Consider the following 16331-nt stretch of genomic DNA (forward strand, 5'->3'; position numbering starts at 1 on the left):
ACATCTTGTCATTGATTTGGCCGCGTGGATCGCTTTCCTCGCGATCGCGCTCCGGGCGAATAGATTGTGGCCGCTATGCGTAGTTTCGCTCCAAACGATAGCGCTGGTGGCTCATACCGCAAAGCTGCTCGACGTAACGATCCATCCAAAAGCCTATATGATCATGCAAATAGGTTCTTCCTATCCGTTGTTGATCGTGCTTCTGGCAGGCACATTTTACCACCAGAAAAGGCTGAAGAGCATCGGGACGGATATGTCCTGGCGCAGCTCATAGCCGTCGTTGCACCGGACGAAGCCCTCCGACTTTCGAACGAACTGCTCGATGAATTCGGTTCTATCGGTCGCATGCTGGGTGAATCGGAGGCCGCGCTTCTCAGAGTTCTGGGCACGCATGGAGCGGTGGCATGTCTGCTCAAGGCAACCGGAAAATTCATGCTTGCCAATTTGCATGATCAATTGCCCCGAAAATTGATTTCGGGAACCGATCGTGGTCTTATAGAATACCTTCAGGCTCGCATGGGTTCAAGAACCACAGAGATAATGCGTGTGATGTTCCTGGACAGCTCGAACCGTTTGTTGAGCGAGCAGGAGTTCGGCGCAGGCTCTCCCCAGCGCATATTTGTTCAACCCCGAAGCATATTGAAGCGCGCGTTGGAGCTTGATGCTAGCGGCATTATTTTAGCCCACAACCATCCTGGCGGAAACGTCACACCGAGCAAATCGGATATAGACTTTACCCGTTCCATCAAAACATTGTGCTTGGAACTCGAAATCCGGTTGCATGATCATCTTATTATCACCAACGATCGCTGGACCAGCTTTAGAAAGTTAAAGATAATATGACTCTGGAGGTGGAAGCAGAATATGCTGAGCTGGCGAAACTCGAGCTCCGGAAGCAACGGCAACGGGATCAGTATTTGTCGAAATCTGATATCTTTGGCGACCCTGCTTGGGAAGTGATGCTCGAAGCCTATGTCGCGGCAACCGAAAGCCGGTGTGTTCGCCTGACGGACCTCGGTCGCGACCTGGGCAAGCCTGTTGCAATCGTCACCCGATTGGCGTTGATCCTGGAATCGGAAGGATATGTGGAACGGTGCCGTTCGCATGACAACGGGGGACTTCGGTGTCTACAGCTGACCGTGGACGCATTTTCATGGTGCGAACAATGTTTGGACTTGAGATCCGATGATGGCGAATTTCAGAATAACTGATTGTCACAGCCCTTTTGCTGACCCAATATGGAGTTTTGATGTTCAGGTCTGAATATCTTGCTCAGCTTTGGGAATGACGATGGAATTTACGTATAAAGAAATTCAGGAAATTCTAACGCAGAAGCATGATATTGCCGATGCCAGCCGTACTGCTTTCCGCGGTAGAATTCAGCATATGCAGCGGCTGGGTTTTCCGACCGGCGTTAATACCGGCAAGGGGAAGCGTGTCTCCTATACCTGGCGGGAGCTGTTGCTTCTGGCACTGGCTTTCGAATATCTGGAAATAGGATCAACCCCTGATCGAACGATCGCGGAAATCATCAAGATTGAAGAAATGCTGTTGGCCGGGGTGTCCAGGGTGATTCTGGCGGCCGAAAACAACGACGGGTCCGAGCAAAGCAAGCATTTCCTTTTCGTGGAATTGTCGGCCCTGCTGACCCTCAAGGCCGAAGACAGTTGGCACCAGCAATGCAAGATATTGTCATTCGGAGACATCAAGCAGATTTTGTCTTCCGAGGGGGATGATGCATATCGTTCCCCTTATGCGATAATCGATTTGAGGCAATTTTTGGGTGGGATTTTCACCAGTGTGCTTAATGTCTGCGGCTTGAATAATCAGATAATCGCGACTGATATAAAAGCTTGGGCATCGAGACAATTGGCCGTCGCCTTATAGAATGCTTGCTTCTTTGCAATCATCATTGCTTGCAACCGGTGGACGCGTGACCAAATTAAATTTGAATTAGCGGGTTAGGAACGCCTTGTTCCGACCGTCAATGACTCTGAGTTTTTGAATTTTTTCAAACCCAGAGGAGTTGGTTGCCATCGAACGATATTTGGGTTCACATGCGCTAGTTTCCGCGCTTAGATTGTCGATGGTTTCTATTCTTTCGCTGGGGATTTGCCTGTACGGTCCAGGCGGTCGAAGCAACGCCGCCGGAGCGAAAAGCGACGTATCTGCCAGTGCCGAGGCCAAAGCTGTAATCCATCAACGGGTCGAGCTCCGGCAGGATGGATCGGTGAAATCTGACTTTCTGGATGGCGATCAGCAGATGCAGGTCAATGCGCATAAGTGTGATCCCGAGATCCGTATTATGGATGCGAGTTGCGTTTTTCTGATTTATGAAATTCAATAATGTTGAGAGCCATCAGTCTTTGGCAAAGAAGCAGCATCAGACGCCAGGTGGTATTGCGATTCTGTCAGTCGTGGTCCGTTTCCGGTGAATCATCCGCCGGAATATGCCTCAGGGCGTTGATCGCCTCTTCTACTTTTATGGCAGGAACCGCCAAATCATTCTCATCGAGATAATCCAAGGCGCCCTCCAGTTTTTCAATCAGCACATGCACAACAATATCCCCACCTGTCATGTCAGCCGACATTGCGCGTTTGGAACAACATTGAGCGACATCATGTATAGAGTCTCGATTGTAAAAGCTAAGATTTGGCTGAGCGGATAATTGACGGTCACGCATTACTGTCAAGTGGTTACAAACTCAACTTAAACTATTTCATTATGCGATTTTCTCTCAAGCTGTGTCACGTTGTTCCAAAGTGACACAGTCATATTATCCGCCGAAGTCGAGATCCTGAACCGGGTTTTGCCAAGCAGAGTCACTTTTGCCGCAACCGTCAGATTGGAAATACAATGTTCCTTTGCTTTAAGATTTTTTTGCTTCGCCGTTAACCACAAGGTGAAGGGAACACAGCATGGCTGATTATGATTATGACTTTGTGATAATTGGAGGAGGGCCGGCGGGACGCCGGGCCGCAATCCAGGCTTCAAAGCTCGGAAAATCAGTGGCCGTGGTTGACGATCAAAAACTAATTGGTGGTGTCTCGGTTCACACAGGTACCTTGCCATCAAAAACGATCCGGGAATCGGTCCTGTCGGTTACCGGGTGGCGAGATCAACATTTCAAGTCCCGGCAGCCCCGCAACGGCGTCCAGATGATGCAGGATTCAATCAACTCCCGACTTTCGACCACATTGGGAGATGAAGTCGAGGTCATCGACAATCAGCTCGCCCGAAATAATGTGGAAATTCTCAAGGGCAGGGCGAAGTTTGTCGACACGCACAAGCTGGTCATTCAGCAAAATTCACAAGGCAAGAAGACAAGTTTCTCGGTTACCGCCGACAAATTCCTGATCGCTGTAGGCACAAAGCCCTTTCGGCCGAAAAGCATCCCGTTCAACGGAACCACCGTGATCGACAGCGATAGCGTCGCTGCAAACTTGCCGATGCCCAGAAGCATAACGGTTGTTGGTGGTGGTGTGATCGGTCTCGAATATGCCACGATTTTCTCGACACTGGATATTCCCGTCACGGTGGTGGAAGCCCGGCACCAGATACTGGAATTTATTGATCGCGATATCGTCGCGAATTTCGTTCATCAACTGACGGAACGAGGTATCAGTCTCAGATTGGGCCGGACAATAGACAAGATCACGCTGGATGATAAAAACCACCCCACCATCATATTGGATGATGGTCGGCAACTGCGGTCTGAAATGTTGTTGTTTACAGCAGGTCGACTAGGTTCGGTGGACGGCCTTGGGCTGGAAAAAGTGGGAATAGAATGCGATAATCGTGGTCGGCTGGTGGTCGACAAAGATACATTGCAAACGAGCCAACCGAATATTTATGCGGCCGGCGATATCATCGGCTTTCCGGCCTTGGCATCCACATCCATGGAGCAGGGGCGTCAGGCCGCCTGCCATGCTTTTGGTGTACCTCTGTCCAACGGAGCCAATAGCTTCCCATTGGGCATATATTCAATTCCTGAAATTGCCAGTATCGGCCTGTCAGAGGACGATGCCCGGGCGCAGGGATATCAGGTGGAAATCGGCGTTGCGCGCTTTCAGGAGACGTCACGCGGGCATATTCTTGGCAATTGCAAAGGCATGCTCAAATGTATCTTCGATCTCAATGACCGGAAACTGCTTGGCGTCCACATCGTTGGAGAAGGTGCGACCGAACTGATCCATATCGGACAGGCGGTCATCAACCTGCACGGCGGGATTGACTATCTGTCGGATAATGTCTTCAATTTTCCGACGCTTGCCGAAGCGTATAAAGTGGCTGCCTTGGATGCCTACAATCGGCTTCCAAAACCCAGACTGAGGGCATGACGTGAAACTCGATATAAAGAATCTTTTTGAGACATATTTGCGCGAAAAGCGTGACGTGGAAACCTGTCCGGTCTGCACCGACCAGCAAAGCGAATATTCGCCGCTGGCCGAGATTACAAATTTTCTGGCACGATATAAGCTGTCATTGAACGCGAAGAATTTCGAGCTGGCATGGGAATATGTCTGCGGAAACAAGAACGAGCTTAAAGCCGAGCTGGATGAGACCGCCTCGGCTTCCCGAATGAATGATCAATCGGCATATGATCTGCATGAAAAATATTTCAATCCATCTATCGATGAGCAGATTGAAAGAATATTCTTGCAAGCGATCGAGCAAATTCGCAACACGACAAAAGTGCTCAACACCGGCAGCGAGAATGCGATCCGGCACGAAAACCAGTTGATTGAGCAAGCTGACAACATTCGGGGTGGAAAAGGTAGCCTCGATAGCGCGATTCAAAAGATGCTGGATCTTTCGACACTGATGGTCGAGTCTACTCGTGAAAACCAGAAGCAGATTTCGCATACCAATGAACGGCTTGAAGCACTTCAACAGGAACTTGAAGTTGCACGAAGCGAAGCCGATCATGACAAGTTGACGCGGCTTCCCAACCGCAGAAAATTTGACCGCGATCTCGACCTTGCCTTTCAACGGCTACAGGATGAACAACAACCGTTTGGGTTGGCATTTGTTGATGTTGATCATTTCAAGCGCATAAATGACACGTTCGGGCATGACTGCGGAGATCGCGTATTGCGCATGATCGCTGATCAATTGTCTCTACTGTCGACCAATCGCTGCAATATCTCCCGCTACGGCGGTGAAGAATTTGCCATATTATTTGAGGATGATTCGATTGACGATGTCTTTGAGGCGATCGATAGTTGTCGGCTTGGACTGTCGAAAAAGTCGCTGGTGGATGTGGGGTCCGGGAGACCTATCGGCAGAGTGACATTCTCCGTGGGCATGGCCCAGTGTTTACCAGGTGACACAAAACAGACGCTTTTGAGAAAGGCTGATGGTGCGCTGTACAACGCGAAATCAGAAGGCCGGAACATGGTGCGTAAATATTCGAACGACTTCGAGAACCGCAGGGCTTCGGACGGCTAATATTCATTCTGTGATGCTCTCTGTGGAGCTTCAAACTCTGATCACCACCCCATGCACATCCGTTTGAGTATCGGTTGCTGCGGTATAAAGGCGATATCCGTCGACCGACGAGCGCGGTAATTTCCTTTGGTCGGGCATCGCCTGCAGGAGATCCACACTTCGTAGTCCGCAAGTGGCCTCTGCCACGGATGGCCGCATTGTCGTTGTAGCAACCCTTAATAAGGTGATGGAACCTGCCGCGATTTGAATCGCCTGTCCCCCAAATGCAATTGGGTAGGACGATGAATCGTCCTACCCAATCCTGAAGAGCGCATACCAGGTGCACTGCATTCACCAAAACTGCGGCCTGCGGGGGCTGGGCAGCTCGGTAGAAAGTTTTCAACCTTTCTTGCGCCACATATCCAAACCAAAGTCGCCTAGATCAATTCATATCAAAACCGATTTGGCGAGATAGGTCGATATTATATCCATAATGGGGATGACGCGGGTGGGAGGTCAGAAGACTTGCAGCCGGTCAATTACATCCGATCGTTATGGAAACAGGCCGATTGCGTGGATTGATCCGGGTCTCTTGCTTGTCTGGCCTGGCATCAACCATGGCTTTGCTGTGCCGTGACGATCATCCATAATGGATAGAGTGCTAGACTCCTAGGGTTAGTCGCATCGCGTAGTGTAACCGGTCAATTGCGTTTCATTGTGATCGAAATGCGCCGATTGCGGTCATCCATGCGATCCGCCGGATTATAAGGCTCGGTGTCCGCGACACCTTCGATACGCGCCATCCGGGTCTTGCCGATGCCCTGACTGACCATCTCTTGGCGTGTGGCTTCCGCTCTCGCGGACGATAGTAGCCAGTTGTTCATGTTCTTCCCACTGGCATATGGCAGGCTGTCGGTATGGCCGCGGATCACGAGCAGATTGTCGACAGTATCGATAATTTTGGATACCTCGCCGATCAACGTCTTGGCTTTCGGGTTAAGACTGTCGGTGGCCAGCGCGAACATGCTGAAATTGGCCTCGTCAATCAGATCGATCCGCAGACCTTCCGCGGTATCTGTAAACCGTATGTTTTTCAGCAGCGCCAGTTTTTCGGGGTCTTTCTTCAGCTGTTCGCGGAGTTTCTTTTCGAATTCCTTGGCGTCCATTTTCTTGACACTGGTACTGTTCTTACCTTCGTCATTCGCGGTCCCGGTCGCATCGCGGGGAATAGTCATCGATTGAGTACCGGTTTGCGATGCTCCGTGAGGATAATTGTCTACGGCCGTCAATGAATCTCCGCCAAATATGCCGTCGGATCCCGCGCTTTCCTGGCGCATCTGGACAAGTGTCGGGGCAAAATAGTCCGCAAGTCCCTTGCGCTGTTTCTCGTCGGTGGCCCCTAGAAGCCACATAAGGAGGAAAAACGCCATCATCGCAGTCACGAAATCGGCATAGGCCACTTTCCAGGCACCGCCATGATGGCCGGCATGTTCCTCCATGATGATCTTTTTGACGATAATTGGTGGCTGGTTCGAACCGGCATCAGCTTTCTTTGCCATCGATCAACGCGCCCTGATCGCATCGAATACATCAGCAAAGCTGGGCTGGTTTGCATGTTGCAAACTGGTGCGCGCTGCTTCGATGATCAGCGGTTGTGGATGACCGTGTAGACTGGCTATGATGATCTGCTTTGCCACTTGATAGATGGTGCCATCGCTTTCGATTACCGAACGCGCGCGCAGCGCCATCGGTCCGACAAAACCATATGCCAGCAGAACGCCCAGAAAGGTTCCGACCAGGGCGGAACCGATCATCCCGCCAAGAATGGCTGGAGGCTGGTCAATCGCACCCATGGTTTTGACCACGCCGAGAACGGCTGCAACGATCCCCAGAGCCGGCAACGCATCGGCTAGGTTTTGCAGGTTGTCAGCAGGACCAATGGCCTCATGATGATGCGTCTTGATACTTTGATCCATCACATCTTCGACAGCATATGGATCGAGCGTTCCGGAAGATACCACGACGAGGCGCAGGCTGTCCGCGATCAGGTGCACCAGCGTCTGGTCCTTGAGCAGCTTTGGATATTCACTGAATATTGGCGAAGACTGAGGGTCCTCGATATGTGGCTCCAGCGCTACCGGGCCTTCGCTCTTGAGAATCTTGGTCAGTTTGGAAGTGAGCAGGATGCAATCAAGGAAGTCCTGCTTTACGTAGGTAGGGCCTTTGAATACTTTGCCGAAGCCACCGAGGAGCGCTTTCAACTGGGCGCCCGAATTACCGATAATCAGGGCCCCGACGGCGGATCCGCCGATGATGCCCATCTCGATTGGCAGAGCATGCAAAACCACGCCCATGTCCCCGCCCGACAACATGAATACGCCAAAAACCATGACGAGCAGAACAACTATACCAATTGCGGCAAACATAAATCAATTCCCCATCATCGTGCCCGGCCTCCGAGCTCTGCGCTCTTTTCAGCCGGTGAAAGGAGCAAACATTGTTATGATGAACGGAAAAAACGGTCAGTGGTTAAGGGCCTAATAACTCTGAATCTTCCGCTTTAGCCGATCAGTCGGATCAGCGACGTGCTGTTGGACTGGGCATAAAGCCTTTGCGCCGCTTCCAGATTGATCAACAGGGATTGAAAGCGCGAAATTGCCTCTGTAACGTCGGTGTTTTCGAGCACCGACCGTCGCTCGGTCGATGTCAACTGTGACTTTTGCAATTGGTCTTCCTGCTGATCAAGTCGATTGACTACCAGCCCCTGATTGGCGAGCAGGTCGGAAAAGTGCTTGATCACTGAATCAGCTCGGTCGAGCTGGGCCGCTCGGTCCACGCTAGTGCCCGACCGGACGGCGTTGATCATATCGTCCATGATTGTATCAAGATCATTGGTGCTGCCATCGACTTCGATAGACAGTGCAACGGATTGGAGATTGGGTGACGGCGTCACCAGAACATTCGTATCGATCCTCATTTTGATAGGATCACCGGAATGGAACAGGTCACCGCCATAGCTATCCTTGGCTTGTACCATCTGCTTGAACTGATCGCGAAGGCTTTCCAGTTCGAGCGCTATGACGCCTCGATCGGCTGGTGACAGCGTATCGTTATTGGCGAGAATGACCAATTCCTTGGCGCGAATGGCGCCACTGGCAATCGTGTCGAGCGAAGACTCTGCTTGCTGGGCCATGATGCCGGCGCGGCCAATATTGGTGAGCCAGGAATCTTCAATGGCGGTTTTGCGGCCGAGGCTGGATATCTCCAGCCAACTGGAAGGCGCCTCTGATGGCCGTGTGAAGCTTTTGCCACTCGCGATGGATTCCTGCAGCTTGCCGATAAGCGTCGACAGTTGCGATTGCTGTTGAATGCCATCATTGGGCCTGTTCCGGTTGATCGATTCCATGTCTGTTCCTTTGCGGCGATCAATTAGAAGATCGCCAGTACGGATTGCATCGTTTCCCGAGCGACTTGAATGACGCGCGCGGCCGCTTCATATGATTGTTGCAAGCGGATAAGGTCCGCTGCTTCGCGGTCGAGATCTACGACTGAAATATTGTCACGCGCTTCGCGGGTGGCGACGTCAAACGCCGTTGCAGCCTTGCTTTCACTGCGAGCGGTCAGCAGGGATTGCGCTTGACCGAGGGCTAGTTTTTCATAGCCTTGTTCGGTTCCTGTAGCTGTGCGCAAGTCCACGAACGCCAGGATATTGCCGTTTGCCACTCCTGCAGGCGAGGCCAGCGCAAGAGCATCTGCTGACAACCCGGTCGTTGAAAGGCTTGCAGCAGTGCCGCCGTGCGCTACGATCGCCGCGCCGGCTGCTCCTGCATCGGTCCGACCATTGGCTTGCCAGCCGTTGATTTCATTTGCGAATTGCACGGCCAGGCTGTCCAGATCATTGCTGACATTGACCAGTTTTGATTGCGCGCGATGCAGTCCGCCGAGGGTTCCGTTATTTGGGGCGGCCTGAATTGTTCCGCCGACATCGATATCGAAACTTCCACCCGCATTGGCGACAAAATTCACTGGGCTTACGGCGTTGAACGTCAACAGACTGGTTCCGTTGCGGGAAATATCGGCTGTACCGTTATTGCCAAAGTTGATCTCGACATCGAGCTTTTCGGTTATAACGGTCAAGGCAGCATCGCGGCGATCGAGCAAGGCCGCGTGCTGACCCGTGCCCGTTTGTGTCGGACGCAGTTTTTGGTTCACCTCTGCGAGTTCGGCCAATGCGTTGTTCAGCTCCGCGGCTTCCTGGGAAGCAGCGCCGTTGATCAGTGTGATTGTCGAAGTCAGATTGAGTGACGTCTGGTTGAATCTTTGAACAGTAGCTTCGACATCGCCGATGAACTGATTGCGTAGGGCAGGTTCAAACGGAATGGCGGAGAGCTCTTCTGCCGTACCAAATAGTTGAGTCAGCTGCGCACCAACGTCGAGATCATTATTGGAAAGCGCAATTTCGCCCTGGTTGAGCCACTGTTCAAGAACCTCGGCGCTGACACGGCTCGCCCCGGTTTGCCGCGTTGCCGCTTCGAGGAACTGGTCGCTGGACCGGCTCATGCTGTTGACCTGAACCCCGCCGAGACCGGTTTGGTTGCTATACAGCGGATTGATCGCACTGTAGCCCGCTGTGTCGCCGATATTGAGCGTCTTGCGCACATAATCGGGATTCTCCGCGTTTGCGACGTTTGCCCCAACGACTTCCAATGCACGAGCATTCACTTTCAGGGCGGCACGTCCGATATTCAGTAGGTCAGACATCCTTGTTCTCCACATGGCGAGAGAGCAGTTGGGCTATCCCGAATACGCCCTGTTGGGCCATCGATTCGGCGACTTTCGCATCCTGCATATCTCGGAACTGCTCGGTTCCCTGGCCATCGAACAGCCCTTCACCCAGAGAAGAGGTCCGCATTGTTTTCAACATTTGTCGGACAAATATCGCCTCAAAATCTGCGGCCATGGACTGGATTTCATCCTGTCGTTTGGCAGCGGCAGAACTAGTCGAGCCCAGAGAGTGGGATATGGTCTGAGATGGGGATGTAATTACGGTCATATTATGATCAATTCTGCTGACAGCGCGCCGGCTTGTTTCAAACCTTCCAATATTGCTGTTAAATCAGACGGTGGAACTCCCAGAGAATTAATAGTCTCCACAATTTCCGCGAGCGATGCACGTCGTCCTATTTCAAAAGCAAGGTTGGTAGGTTGGTCCACAGCGATATCACTATTCTGTTCAACGGCGGTCCGTCCGCGGCTCAATGGAGCCGGTTGCACTACCGTGGGATTCTCCTCAACACGGACGGTGAGTTTTCCATGGCTTACCGCTGCAGGCCCGATGCGAACCGCGCCGTTGATAACTACCGTCCCGGTACGCGCATTGACGATTATCCGCGCCGGTGCGTCGGCCGGCTTGACGATCAGGTTTTCTATCTTGCCCATCAGCATCACGCGCTCCTGCGCTCCAGGCGGCGCGGCTATCCGGACGGTTACGGCATCTGCGGCAATCGCCTGCTGTGACTGCAAGGCTTCGTTAATGGCATCCGCGACCCGCAAGGAAGTGGTCAGGTCGGCATCGGTCAGGTTGAAGCTGAGAAATGGGTCGCTTTCAAAACCGGTTGCAACGGTTCTTTCTATTGAAGCGCCGCCGGGAATACGACCGACCGAAGGAACATTGACGGTGAGCTTCGAGCCATCTGCAGCAGATACACCCAAACCTCCAACCGCCAGATTGCCTTGAGCCATGGCATAAATCTGCTGGTCGGCACCATAAAGCGGCATCAATATCAACGTGCCACCCCGCAGCGATTTTGCTTTGCCGATGGCCGAGACGGTTATGTCCAGGCGCTGACCGGGCTTCGCAAAGGCCGGCATTTCTGCCGTAACCAATACGGCGGCGGCATTTTTCGATGCCGGATTTACGCCGGGAGGCAAGGTCAGTCCAAACCGGTTTGCGACACCTTTGAGGCCTACCGTTGCATATTCCAGACTATCGTCGCCGGTTCCGGCAAGACCTACGACAACGCCATAGCCAACGAGCTGGTTGGAACGCAGGCCGGCAAAGGTGCCGATATCCTTGATACGTTCAGCCTGCACCGGCTGGGTGACAACCACAGCCGCCGAGACCAGTGCGAAAAAAGTCGCTAGCCATCTTATCGACCGGAAAATTCTTGATGATTGGGTCATGTGATTATTCCCTGGGGCTAAAATGGCGAGATGAAGGAAAAGAATTTCTGCAACCAGCCCTGTTTGCTCGCCGATGCGATCTCACCGGTTCCGCCATAAATGATTCGTGCGTCGGCCACTTTGGTCGACGGGATCGTATTGTCGGCGGAAACATCGATGGCGCGGATCAAGCCGCTAAACTGGGTATGTTCATCGCCTCGGTTCAACGATGTCAGTTTCTGACCCCGTACCAGCATCGTCCCGTTGGGATAGCTTTCGGCCACGGTTACGCTAATTTGTCCTTGCAGACTGTTGGATTGGCCAGCGCTGCCGCTACCTGAAAAATTCTGCGATCCGCTTGTCGCTACGTCGCTTGGTGAAAATAGCGAGAAAAGACCGGTTGTCGGCGGTGACAGAGAAAATCCGCCGTCGCGGTCCTTGGATGCGCTGTTGGATTTTGACGCGCTGGTCCTTTCGACGAGCAATATGCTGATGATATCACCCTTCCTGCTTGCCCTTGATCCGTTTGTCAGGGCGGAATAGCCAGAGGTCACCTGAAATATCGCCCCGTTGGCGGCGGCTGGTTCAGGCGGAGGTGCGGCGGTAACCGGCGCAAACTCCTGTGCCGAGATGCTGGAATTGGACCCCATGCAACTGACGAGCAGAAATGGTGCCATGCCGATCAGCAGGCTTCGGTTCGAAAACGCTCTATATGTCATGATGGATGGGTTTCTTTCTTGCGTTGAAATTAGAGTTGCTGGTTCACGAATTGCAGCATGTCGTCTGTCGCCGAGATCATTTTGGAATTGACCTCATAAGCGCGCTGCGTCTCGATCATGTTCACCAGTTCTTCGACAATATTGACGTTGGACCCTTCCAGAGCGCCTTGGCGGATATTGCCCAGGCCTTCCTGCCCGCCTTGCCCAACTTGTGGAGCGCCGCTTGCAGCCGTTTCGGTCAGGATGTTGTTACCAACCGACAGGAGACCCGCCGGATTGGTGAAATTGGCAAGCTCGATTTGTCCAAGTTCGCTGGCTTCACTTTGCCCCGGTATGGTTGCGGAAACGGTTCCGTTGGTACCGATAGTTATGGCCGTGGCGCCTTGCGGGACCTGGATGGCGGGAACCAGCGGCAAGCCGTCGCTGGTGACCATATTGCCTTCGGCGGTCAGGCTGAAGTTGCCCGCTCTGGTGTAGCCGGTTGTACCATCGGGTCTTTCAACCTGGAAATATCCCGGGCCTTCGATCGCCAGATCCATGGCATTCTCGGTATTCTGCAACGTACCCTGGGTGTCGATTTTGCCGATGCCTGACAGGCGGACGCCGGTCCCCAACTGGATGCCGCTGGCATAGCGGTTCTGTGCGTCTGAAGGCGCGCCGGGTGTTACGACATTCTGATATGCGAGCGTTGCAAAATCTGCCCGATCGCGTTTGAATCCGGTCGTGTTCACGTTCGCCAGGTTGTTGGCGATCACACGCATCTTGGTGTTCTGCGCATCCAGTCCGGTGCGCGCAACTTGTAGGGCTGCATTAGTCATCTAATCTTCTCCTGCATGCGGTTATCATTGCGGCAATGACATTATTCCTGCGCCGCCATCATCAAGCTCTTCAGCCGTTTTGAGCAACCGGGCCTGGGTTTCCCAGGCGCGGCTTGTCTCGATCATGTCGACCAGGGCGCTGGTCATGTTTACGTTCGAACTTTCCAGAGCTCCCGAAATCACTCGTGCATTCTCGTCAACCGGCAAGGTTCCATCATCCGCGACGTGGAATAGAGTATCTGCGCCCTTGGATATTTGACTGCCCGTGACGCTGACCAGTTTCAGCTTGCCCAGTTGTTGTGGCTGGGTCGGATCTCCACCGACCGGAACATAGGAAATTGTCCCATCGGAGCCGATGTCGACACGCTCGGAAGGGGGGAGGGTGACCGGCCCGCTTTCGCCCAAGACGGGGAAGCCATCGCCGGTAAGCATCGCGCCCGAGGGACTGATCTGCAAATCTCCCCGCTTCGTATATGCCTCTTTACCGTCGACGGCTTGGACCGCGAGCATTGCGTCGCCTTCGAGGGCGATGTCGAGGGGACGATCGGTCTTGGTGATCACCCCCCCGTTCATATTTGCCTGCATATCCCGGTCGACAGACATCGCCCGGCTATTGTGGCCCGGACCGTTCAAATATTGCGCCTTTGCCGAGACCATATCGGCTTTGAAACCGACCGTCTCGGAGTTGGCCATATTATTCGCGATGGCGGTTTGACGGTTCATAAGCGATTTCATCGCGTTGACCGTTGTATATGCAAGCTTATCCATGGTTCATTCCTTCAGTTGATCAGAAATTAGATCTGAAGATTTATGATCGTCTGGGTAAGGGTGTTGGATGTTTCGATAGCCTGGGCATTGGCCTGGAAATTGCGCTGGGCAGAAATCAGCGAAACCAGTTCTTCGGTGATATCAACGTTTGCAAGTTCCAGAGATCCCGAGCGAACCTGCCCGAGTGGACCGTTGGCTGCCTGGTTGATCTGTGCCGGACCGGAATCGCCGGTCGACTGCCAATGGGCGTCGCCCACCGGACGAAGACCTTCCATCGCTGAGAAGCTTGCCATGGCAAGGGCGCCAACATTCATCTGGTTGCCATTGGAAAATGTCGCTGAAACAACGCCTTCGTTATTGATCGATATGTTAGCCAGAAGTGCTGCCGGATCGGCGGGGTCGGAAGCCGGCAGGACAAAGTCGAACATGTCGGCGGCGTTTGTGCTAGTGGCAACACCATTGGCATCGACGGGCAGCAATTGCACTTTCGAGCCAATAGTATCAACGACCTCGCGATTGTTGTTCACCGAAAACGCGCCGTTACGGGTAAAGGTCGTATCCTGACGTGGGGGCTGGCCTTTCACGGCGAAAAAACCGTCGCCGGCGATTGCCAAATCCAGTGTTTTGTCGGTTGACTGCAAAGTGCCCTGCGTAAATTGCTGTGTTATTCCATTCAGTCGCGTGCCTTGGCCCGCAACGGACTTTGTCTGTTGGGTCGGCGCGGCTGCAAAAAGGTCGCCAAATTGTGCCCGGCTTTTCTTGAAACCGGTAGAATTTGTGTTGGCAACGTTATTGGAAATAACATTCAGATCAGTCTGGGCGGCTTTCAGGCCACTAAGCGAGGTAAAGAATGACATATTATCTTCTCCTGTGTTGAAATAAATTACGGATGGTTGGAATTATCCGATTTTGAGGGCTTCGGCGGGGAACACATTGCCGATAGGGGTGACGAGAATCGGAGGACCGTTGCCGTCGGTTGTTTTCACCGAGGCTACCGGCACCCACGTCGCCAGATTGGTCACCGACCCACCATTGACACGAACGCGCAAGCGTCCCTGATCAAGTGGGTTTCCGGCTTCATCCTTGCTGTCGAAATTGAACTCGACCGGGCCGGCTTCCTGCTGACCAAGTTCAACAAACATCACGATTTCGCCGGCTTCGTTGAGCAGATCGATAGAGAGATTATCGGTTGCCTGATCCAGTTCGAATTCGCCCGCATACTCACCATTTTTGCCTGCGACTGAAATATTGCCGGGCACCAGAACCGAATGCCCGATCCATTCTTTGGCTTCGGTGAGGCGATTGTTTCCCAATATGGAGGCAATATCCGATAGTGACTGTTTCATCTCCGAAATGCCGGCCACGCTGGAGAACTGAGCCAGCTGGGCCACCATCGCTTGGTTATCGAGCGGATCGAACGGGTCCTGGAATTTCAACTGGGTTGTCATGAGGCGCAGAAAGGAATCCTGGTCGAGGCTATTGTCACCTGTTGCGTTTTCCGGCTGTGCTTGAGACAGACCGGCAATATTTGATGCCGATGTCTGGAAAATCTCTGGCGCAATGTTCATTATTGGTTCCTCACTGTTTCAAGAATTAAAGATTTTGCGGTTTGCAGGACCTGCACGTTATTCTGGTAGTTTCTGGCGGTTTCGAGCATGTCGATGAGTTCGGCTGTCTCGTCGACCGCGGCCTCCCAGACATAACCTTCTTCATCCGCGATAGGATTGGTCGGATCGTGCCGCCTCTGCGGCGCGGCATCGGTTTTGACGATGCGCTCGACGTCGACCGTTGCGAGATTGTCTTCGACCACCGAGCGGAAAACCGGACGCATGGCGCGAAAGGCCTCGTCTTCGCTGGCGTAGTCAGTCCGGGCGTTGGCGAGATTGGATGCGGTGGTGTTCAGCCGGACCATCTGAGCAGACATTGCTCGGCCGGCTACATCAAAAACGTTCATGCTACCCATGTTCATTCTCCTTTCAAGGCGCGCCGAATTGAAGACACTTGCCCCTGCAGGAAGGACAGGGTCGTGCGATACTGAATGGCATTTTCAGCAAAGAGCGTTTGTTCTACGGATAGTTCCACCGTGTTTCCGTCCGCCGATGGTTGCAGCGGAACCCGATAACCGGAGTGATCATTCATCGCCTGATTGAGCGAGCCGCCATTTTGCGCCTGTTTCATAGCCAGGTCAAAATCGAGGTCTTTCGCTTTATATCCAGGCGTCGAGGCATTTGCGATATTTGACGCCAGCATATTGAGGCGCTGAGAGCGGAGCTGAAGCGCGTCGCCATTCAATGCAAATATCTGATCCAAACTAGGCATCTTGTCTAATCCCGTATTAAGAATCCGGTCCGACGACCGTTCTTGTTCATGAGATACACCGCTATTGGCGTACTCGAGGACTACGATGCAAAGGGTGTGCCAACTTGTAAGAAT

19 protein-coding genes and 1 pseudogene are annotated in these 16331 nt (G+C 52.9%); 6 read left to right on the plus strand and 14 right to left on the minus strand.

Annotated features, from left to right (window positions below):
- The first annotated feature begins 75 nt into the window (after positions 1 to 75).
- The 4 genes from HUO14_RS02840 to HUO14_RS02855 all read left to right on the plus strand — a co-directional run bounded on the left by HUO14_RS02840 (position 76) and on the right by HUO14_RS02855 (position 2347).
- The gene (locus HUO14_RS02840) at positions 76 to 843 is read left to right on the plus strand and encodes a JAB domain-containing protein (RefSeq protein WP_176278354.1); all 768 of its coding nucleotides are present in this window, start codon (positions 76 to 78) and stop codon (positions 841 to 843) included.
- Entirely contained in the window at positions 840 to 1211 is a 372-nt protein-coding gene (locus tag HUO14_RS02845) for a helix-turn-helix domain-containing protein (protein WP_176278355.1), read from the plus strand. The genes HUO14_RS02840 and HUO14_RS02845 overlap by 4 nt, the downstream gene beginning before the upstream one ends.
- A 79-nt stretch (positions 1212 to 1290) precedes the next feature.
- The gene (locus HUO14_RS02850) at positions 1291 to 1887 is read left to right on the plus strand and encodes a hypothetical protein (protein ID WP_176278356.1); all 597 of its coding nucleotides are present in this window, start codon (positions 1291 to 1293) and stop codon (positions 1885 to 1887) included.
- A 139-nt stretch (positions 1888 to 2026) separates the two neighbouring features.
- A complete protein-coding gene (locus HUO14_RS02855; RefSeq protein ID WP_176278357.1) occupies positions 2027 to 2347 on the plus strand; it encodes a hypothetical protein in 321 nt (106 codons plus the stop codon).
- Positions 2348 to 2411: 64 nt separating this feature from the next.
- Here HUO14_RS02855 and HUO14_RS02860 read toward each other — a convergent pair whose 3' ends face one another.
- Positions 2412 to 2684, minus strand: a complete 273-nt coding sequence (locus HUO14_RS02860) for a hypothetical protein (protein ID WP_176278358.1) — start codon at positions 2682 to 2684, stop codon at positions 2412 to 2414.
- 235 nt (positions 2685 to 2919) lie between these two features.
- Between HUO14_RS02860 and sthA the strand changes: the two genes are divergently transcribed.
- Entirely contained in the window at positions 2920 to 4341 is a 1422-nt protein-coding gene (gene sthA / locus HUO14_RS02865) for a Si-specific NAD(P)(+) transhydrogenase (protein ID WP_176278359.1), read from the plus strand.
- Between the two features lies 1 nt (position 4342).
- Positions 4343 to 5452 (plus strand): diguanylate cyclase, encoded by a 1110-nt coding sequence (locus tag HUO14_RS16460; protein ID WP_176278360.1) that lies wholly within the window; start codon positions 4343 to 4345, stop codon positions 5450 to 5452.
- 692 nt (positions 5453 to 6144) lie between these two features.
- Here the strand turns inward: HUO14_RS16460 and HUO14_RS02875 are convergent.
- The 13 genes and pseudogenes from HUO14_RS02875 to flgB all read right to left on the minus strand — a co-directional run.
- Positions 6145 to 6990 (minus strand): annotated as a pseudogene (locus HUO14_RS02875) (flagellar motor protein MotB); the annotation flags it as partial.
- Positions 6991 to 6993: 3 nt separating this feature from the next.
- Positions 6994 to 7857 (minus strand): flagellar motor stator protein MotA, encoded by an 864-nt coding sequence (gene motA / locus HUO14_RS02880; RefSeq protein WP_176278362.1) that lies wholly within the window; start codon positions 7855 to 7857, stop codon positions 6994 to 6996.
- 134 nt (positions 7858 to 7991) lie between these two features.
- Complete coding sequence (locus HUO14_RS02885; protein WP_176278363.1) at positions 7992 to 8837, minus strand: flagellin; 846 nt, start codon at positions 8835 to 8837, stop codon at positions 7992 to 7994.
- A gap of 23 nt (positions 8838 to 8860) precedes the next feature.
- Positions 8861 to 10192, minus strand: coding sequence for a flagellar hook-associated protein FlgK (gene flgK, locus HUO14_RS02890; protein ID WP_176278364.1), 1332 nt, complete (start codon positions 10190 to 10192; stop codon positions 8861 to 8863).
- On the minus strand, positions 10185 to 10391 hold the full coding sequence (locus tag HUO14_RS02895) for a rod-binding protein (RefSeq protein WP_176278365.1): 207 nt from the start codon (positions 10389 to 10391) through the stop codon (positions 10185 to 10187). Before HUO14_RS02895 ends, flgK begins: the two co-directional genes overlap by 8 nt.
- A gap of 89 nt (positions 10392 to 10480) precedes the next feature.
- Entirely contained in the window at positions 10481 to 11614 is a 1134-nt protein-coding gene (locus tag HUO14_RS02900; protein ID WP_176278366.1) for a flagellar basal body P-ring protein FlgI, read from the minus strand.
- A gap of 17 nt (positions 11615 to 11631) precedes the next feature.
- Positions 11632 to 12312 (minus strand): flagellar basal body L-ring protein FlgH, encoded by a 681-nt coding sequence (locus HUO14_RS02905; RefSeq protein ID WP_176278367.1) that lies wholly within the window; start codon positions 12310 to 12312, stop codon positions 11632 to 11634.
- Between the two features lie 29 nt (positions 12313 to 12341).
- A complete protein-coding gene (gene flgG / locus HUO14_RS02910) occupies positions 12342 to 13130 on the minus strand; it encodes a flagellar basal-body rod protein FlgG (RefSeq protein WP_176278368.1) in 789 nt (262 codons plus the stop codon).
- Positions 13131 to 13154: 24 nt separating this feature from the next.
- The gene (locus HUO14_RS02915) at positions 13155 to 13898 is read right to left on the minus strand and encodes a flagellar basal body rod protein FlgF (protein ID WP_176278369.1); all 744 of its coding nucleotides are present in this window, start codon (positions 13896 to 13898) and stop codon (positions 13155 to 13157) included.
- A gap of 26 nt (positions 13899 to 13924) precedes the next feature.
- On the minus strand, positions 13925 to 14755 hold the full coding sequence (locus HUO14_RS02920) for a flagellar hook-basal body complex protein (protein ID WP_176278370.1): 831 nt from the start codon (positions 14753 to 14755) through the stop codon (positions 13925 to 13927).
- Between the two features lie 42 nt (positions 14756 to 14797).
- Positions 14798 to 15466, minus strand: coding sequence for a flagellar hook assembly protein FlgD (locus HUO14_RS02925; RefSeq protein WP_176278371.1), 669 nt, complete (start codon positions 15464 to 15466; stop codon positions 14798 to 14800).
- Entirely contained in the window at positions 15466 to 15852 is a 387-nt protein-coding gene (gene flgC / locus HUO14_RS02930; RefSeq protein ID WP_176278748.1) for a flagellar basal body rod protein FlgC, read from the minus strand. The genes HUO14_RS02925 and flgC overlap by 1 nt, the downstream gene beginning before the upstream one ends.
- An 11-nt stretch (positions 15853 to 15863) precedes the next feature.
- Positions 15864 to 16217, minus strand: a complete 354-nt coding sequence (flgB, locus tag HUO14_RS02935; RefSeq protein WP_176278372.1) for a flagellar basal body rod protein FlgB — start codon at positions 16215 to 16217, stop codon at positions 15864 to 15866.
- Between the last annotated feature and the right edge of the window lie 114 nt (positions 16218 to 16331).

The organism is Parasphingorhabdus flavimaris, assembly GCF_013371215.1.
Lineage (GTDB): Bacteria > Pseudomonadota > Alphaproteobacteria > Sphingomonadales > Sphingomonadaceae > Parasphingorhabdus > Parasphingorhabdus flavimaris.

Coding starts and splice junctions, on each gene's coding strand:
- HUO14_RS02900 (WP_176278366.1), bottom strand. CDS start 11,614: ATGACCCAATCATCAAGAATTTTCCGGTCGATAAGATGGCTAGCGACT.
- HUO14_RS02845 (WP_176278355.1), top strand. CDS start 840: ATGACTCTGGAGGTGGAAGCAGAATATGCTGAGCTGGCGAAACTCGAG.
- HUO14_RS02850 (WP_176278356.1), top strand. CDS start 1,291: ATGGAATTTACGTATAAAGAAATTCAGGAAATTCTAACGCAGAAGCAT.
- HUO14_RS02860 (WP_176278358.1), bottom strand. CDS start 2,684: ATGCGTGACCGTCAATTATCCGCTCAGCCAAATCTTAGCTTTTACAAT.
- HUO14_RS02885 (WP_176278363.1), bottom strand. CDS start 8,837: ATGGAATCGATCAACCGGAACAGGCCCAATGATGGCATTCAACAGCAA.
- sthA (WP_176278359.1), top strand. CDS start 2,920: ATGGCTGATTATGATTATGACTTTGTGATAATTGGAGGAGGGCCGGCG.
- motA (WP_176278362.1), bottom strand. CDS start 7,857: ATGTTTGCCGCAATTGGTATAGTTGTTCTGCTCGTCATGGTTTTTGGC.
- HUO14_RS02920 (WP_176278370.1), bottom strand. CDS start 14,755: ATGTCATTCTTTACCTCGCTTAGTGGCCTGAAAGCCGCCCAGACTGAT.
- HUO14_RS02915 (WP_176278369.1), bottom strand. CDS start 13,898: ATGGATAAGCTTGCATATACAACGGTCAACGCGATGAAATCGCTTATG.
- flgB (WP_176278372.1), bottom strand. CDS start 16,217: ATGCCTAGTTTGGATCAGATATTTGCATTGAATGGCGACGCGCTTCAG.
- HUO14_RS02840 (WP_176278354.1), top strand. CDS start 76: ATGCGTAGTTTCGCTCCAAACGATAGCGCTGGTGGCTCATACCGCAAA.
- HUO14_RS02925 (WP_176278371.1), bottom strand. CDS start 15,466: ATGAACATTGCGCCAGAGATTTTCCAGACATCGGCATCAAATATTGCC.
- HUO14_RS02895 (WP_176278365.1), bottom strand. CDS start 10,391: ATGGCCGCAGATTTTGAGGCGATATTTGTCCGACAAATGTTGAAAACA.
- flgK (WP_176278364.1), bottom strand. CDS start 10,192: ATGTCTGACCTACTGAATATCGGACGTGCCGCCCTGAAAGTGAATGCT.
- flgC (WP_176278748.1), bottom strand. CDS start 15,852: ATGAACGTTTTTGATGTAGCCGGCCGAGCAATGTCTGCTCAGATGGTC.
- flgG (WP_176278368.1), bottom strand. CDS start 13,130: ATGACTAATGCAGCCCTACAAGTTGCGCGCACCGGACTGGATGCGCAG.
- HUO14_RS02905 (WP_176278367.1), bottom strand. CDS start 12,312: ATGACATATAGAGCGTTTTCGAACCGAAGCCTGCTGATCGGCATGGCA.